3 protein-coding genes are annotated in these 4458 nt (G+C 70.4%); 1 reads left to right on the plus strand and 2 read right to left on the minus strand.

What is annotated here, in order from left to right; all coding sequences use genetic code 11:
* Window positions 1–100 precede the first annotated feature (100 nt).
* The gene (locus ACYVE9_RS16905; protein WP_461028696.1) at window positions 101–532 is read right to left on the minus strand and encodes a Rieske (2Fe-2S) protein; all 432 of its coding nucleotides are present in this window, start codon (window positions 530–532) and stop codon (window positions 101–103) included.
* Between the two features lie 22 nt (window positions 533–554).
* Window positions 555–3530 (minus strand): excinuclease ABC subunit UvrA, encoded by a 2976-nt coding sequence (gene uvrA, locus ACYVE9_RS16910; RefSeq protein WP_461028697.1) that lies wholly within the window; start codon window positions 3528–3530, stop codon window positions 555–557.
* A gap of 249 nt (window positions 3531–3779) precedes the next feature.
* Between uvrA and ACYVE9_RS16915 the strand changes: the two genes are divergently transcribed.
* A partial coding sequence (locus tag ACYVE9_RS16915) for a maleylpyruvate isomerase family mycothiol-dependent enzyme (protein ID WP_461028698.1) occupies window positions 3780–4458 on the plus strand: 679 nt, incomplete at its 3' end.

The following is a 4458-nucleotide window of genomic DNA, read 5'->3' on the forward strand; positions in this document are numbered from 1 at the left end:
GCGCCTCCGGGGACGGCTCGGGCGGGCGCGGCACGTTGCCGACCGGCCCTGGCCGGCCGGTGACCCCGTCGCGGAGCCACCCAGGGGGTGCGGGGCGGAGTCAGCTCTCCGGGCCGACGATCAGCCGGCTGCCGTCCGTGCGCACCGGCACCTTGACGAGCGGCACCGTCGCCGGGCCCTGGAGCACTTCGCCGGTGGCGGCGTCGAACCGGCTGCCGTGGCAGGCGCAGTCCGCTGTCAGCTTCTCCAGGCCGCTCAGCACACAGCCCCCGTGTGTGCACACCGCGCTGAACGCCGTGAAGGTGCCCGGTGAGGGCTGGGCCACCACGACCTTGTCCTCCCGGTAGAGGCGGGCGCCGCCGACCGGAACCTCGGAGCTGTCACCGAGCGGCACCGGCGCCGTCGGAGTGGCCGGCCCCTTGGCGCGGCCGTCCGACGGGGAGCAGGCACTGAGGCCGAGAGCACTGGCGCCGACCGCCGCCGCACCGCTCAGGGCGGCGCGGCGGCTGGGGCGCTGATCGTTCGCTGTCACGGTGGGCAAGCCTACGACCTGCCTACTTCTTGGCAGCAGCCGCCTTCTTCACAGGGGCCTTCTTCGCCGCTGCCTTCTTTGTGGTGGCCCTCGTCGCGGCGGCCTTCTTCGCGGGCGCCTTCCTGGCCGCCTTGGCGGCCGGTGGGGCGTCACTGACCCGGCTGCCGAGCACCTCGCGCAGGAACTTACCCGTGTGGCTCGTCGGTACGGCGGCCACCTGCTCGGGAGTGCCCTCGGCGAGCACCAGCCCGCCGCCGGAACCGCCCTCCGGGCCCATGTCGACCAGCCAGTCCGCCGTCTTGATGACGTCGAGGTTGTGCTCGATCACGATGACGGTGTTGCCCTTGTCCACCAGGCCGTCCAGCACCCTGATCAGCTTCCGGATGTCCTCGAAGTGCAGACCCGTGGTCGGCTCGTCGAGAACGTAGACCGTGCGGCCGGTGGAGCGCTTCTGCAACTCGGAGGCCAGCTTCACCCGCTGTGCCTCACCACCGGAGAGCGTCGGGGCGGACTGCCCGAGCCGGACGTACCCCAGACCCACGTCGTTGAGCGTGCGCAGGTGCCGGGAGATGGCCGGGACCGCCTCGAAGAAGTCCATCGCCTGCTCGATGGGCATGTCGAGCACCTCGGCGATGGACTTGCCCTTGTAGTGGACCTCGAGCGTCTCCCGGTTGTAGCGCGCCCCGTGGCAGACCTCGCACGGGACGTAGACGTCCGGCAGGAAGTTCATCTCGATCTTGATCGTGCCGTCGCCGGAGCAGTTCTCGCAGCGGCCGCCCTTGACGTTGAACGAGAAGCGGCCCGGCAGGTAGCCGCGGACCTTCGCCTCCATCGTCTCGGCGAAGAGGCGCCGCACGTGGTCGAAGACGCCGGTGTAGGTGGCCGGGTTGGACCGCGGGGTGCGGCCGATGGGCGACTGGTCGACGTGCACGACCTTGTCGACGAGGTCGTCACCGGTCACCCGGGTGTGCCGGCCGGGCACCGACTTGGCTCCGTTGAGCTCCCGGGCCAGGTGCGTGTACAGGATGTCGTTCACCAGCGTCGACTTGCCCGAACCGGAGACGCCCGTCACGGCCGTCAGCACACCGAGCGGGAACTCGACGTCGATGTTCTGCAGGTTGTGCTCCCGGGCGCCGTGCACCGTCAGCTTGCGTGCCGGATCCACCGGGCGGCGGGTGTCGGGTGTGGGGATCTGCCGCTTGCCGGAGAGGTACTGGCCGGTGACGGACTCGTCGTTGACGAGCAGTTCCTTGAGCGAGCCGCTGTGCACCACCTCACCGCCGTGCTCGCCGGCGCCGGGGCCGATGTCGACCACCCAGTCCGAGGCGTTGATGGTGTCCTCGTCGTGCTCGACGACGATGAGGGTGTTGCCGAGGTCCCGGAGCCGGACCAGGGTTTCGATCAGCCGGTGGTTGTCCCGCTGGTGCAGCCCGATGGACGGTTCGTCGAGCACGTAGAGCACACCCACCAGGCCGGAACCGATCTGGGTGGCGAGCCGGATGCGCTGCGCCTCGCCGCCGGAGAGCGTGCCCGCGGCCCGGTTGAGCGAGAGGTAGTCCAGGCCGACGTCGACGAGGAACCTCAGCCGCTCGTTGACCTCCTTGAGCACCCGCTCGGCGATCGTCTTCTGCCGCGCGTTCAGCTTCATGTCCCGGAGGAAGTCCGCGCACTCGCTGATCGACATCGCGGCGATGTCCGCGATCGACCTGCCCTGCACCGTCACGGCGAGCACCAGTGGCTTGAGCCGTGTGCCCTCGCAGGCCGGGCAGTGCACCTCGCGCATGTAGCCCTCGAAGCGCTCCCGGCTGGAGTCCGTCTCCGCCTCGGAGTGCCGGCGGCGCACGAACGGCACCGCGCCCTCGAAGGCCGTGGTGTAGGAGCGCTCCCGGCCGTAGCGGTTGCGGTAGCGGACCGCGATCTGCGTGCGGTGGCCGTGGAGCAGCGCCTTCCTCGCCCGCTGCGGCAACCCGGCCCAGGGGATGTCCGTGCGGAAGCCGAGCGCGTCGGCGAGCGCGGTGATGAGCCGGCCGAAGTACTCCCGGTTGTGGCCGTGCGACCAGGGGTGGATGGCGCCCTCGTCGAGGGACTTGTCCTCGTCGGGCACGATCAGCTCGGCGTCCACCTCCATCCGGGTGCCGATGCCGGTGCACTCCGGGCAGGCGCCGAAGGGGGAGTTGAACGAGAAGGAGCGCGGCTCCAGCTCCTCGAAGGAGAGGTCGTCGGTGGGGCAGTAGAGGTGCTCGGAGTACATGCGCTCGCGCTGCGGGTCGTCCTCGGGGAGGTCGACGAAGTCGAGCACGACCGTGCCGCCGGAGAGGCCGAGTGCGGTCTCCACCGAGTCGGTGAGCCGCCGCTTGGCGCCCTCCTTGACCGTCAGGCGGTCGACGACCACCTCGATGGTGTGCTTCTCCTGCTTCTTCAGCTTCGGCGGGTCCGACAGCTGGATCGTGGCGCCGTCCACCCGGGCGCGGCTGTACCCCTTGGACTGCAGGTCGGAGAAGAGGTCCACGAACTCGCCCTTGCGCTCGCGCACCAGCGGGGAGAGCACCTGGAAGCGGCTGCCCTCCTCCAGGTCGAGCACCTTGTCGACGATGGCCTGCGGGGACTGCCGGGTGATGGACTGCCCGCACTCGGGGCAGTGCGGGTCACCGATGCGGGCGAAGAGCAGCCGGAGGTAGTCGTAGACCTCGGTGATGGTGCCGACCGTGGAGCGCGGATTGCGGGAGGTCGACTTCTGGTCGATGGACACCGCGGGGGAGAGGCCCTCGATGAAGTCGACGTCGGGCTTGTCCATCTGGCCGAGGAACTGCCGCGCGTACGAGGAGAGCGACTCGACGTAGCGGCGCTGGCCCTCCGCGAAGATCGTGTCGAAGGCGAGCGAGGACTTGCCCGATCCGGAGAGCCCGGTGAAGACGATGAGCGAGTCGCGGGGGAGGTCGAGCGAGACGTTCTTGAGGTTGTGCTCGCGAGCGCCACGGACGGTGAGACGGTCGGTCACGCCGGTCGGCACCTTTCATGTGAGGTGTGGGGGACGGACATCGGAGAACGCTGAACGCTGAAAACGCTGAGAAGGCTGAGAAGGCTGAAGGCTGAGAAGATTGAGAGCACCGCCCCCGAACCAGGGTATGGGGCACGCGCGGCAAGTGTCGTCGCGATGTTGTTTCCATGAGCCTATAGCACGCACATTCGAATTACGGTCGAGATCGTCCACCTTCACCCGAACGTGTGGCAGCGATAGCGTTGGATCATGACTTCTCCCCAGCACGACACCGCGGCACTGCAGGAATCGACCGACCGGCTGCTGGCCGCGGTCACCGCCTGGGACGGACCCGCCGGCGGACCGGCGCAGGAGGAGCCCGGCGCGTTGCTCGCCGCGCCCTCGCTGCTGCCGGGCTGGACCCGCGGGCATGTGCTGGCCCACCTGGCCCGGAACGCCGACGCACTGGTGAACGTGGTCGAGGGCCGCCCCATGTACCCCGACGCGCAGAGCAGGGAGGCCGACATCGAGGCCGGGGCCGGCCGGCCGCTCGACGTGCAGCTCGACGACCTGCGCACGTCTGCCGAACGGCTCGCCGCGGCCTTCGACGCGCTCGACGCCGACGCCTGGCAGCAGCGGGTCGAGCTGCGGAACGGCGTCACCGACCTCGCCGCCGCCCTGCCGTTCCGGCGCCGGGTGGAGATCGAGCTGCACCACGTCGACCTGGGCGCCGGCTACGCCGTGCACGACCTGCCCGGCGACTTCACCGACCGGCTGCTGGACTACCTCACCCGCCGGTTCGCCGGCCACCCGGACCTGCCCTCCGTCGAGCTGCGCGCCGAGGACGGCCGCACCTGGCGCACCGGCCGCCCGGCGGGCGAGCACACCCCCGAGAACGGCCCGGCCGCCTCGCCGGTCGTCGTCGCCGGCATGCCCACCGCGCTCGCGG

The organism is Streptomyces sparsus (assembly GCF_054776295.1).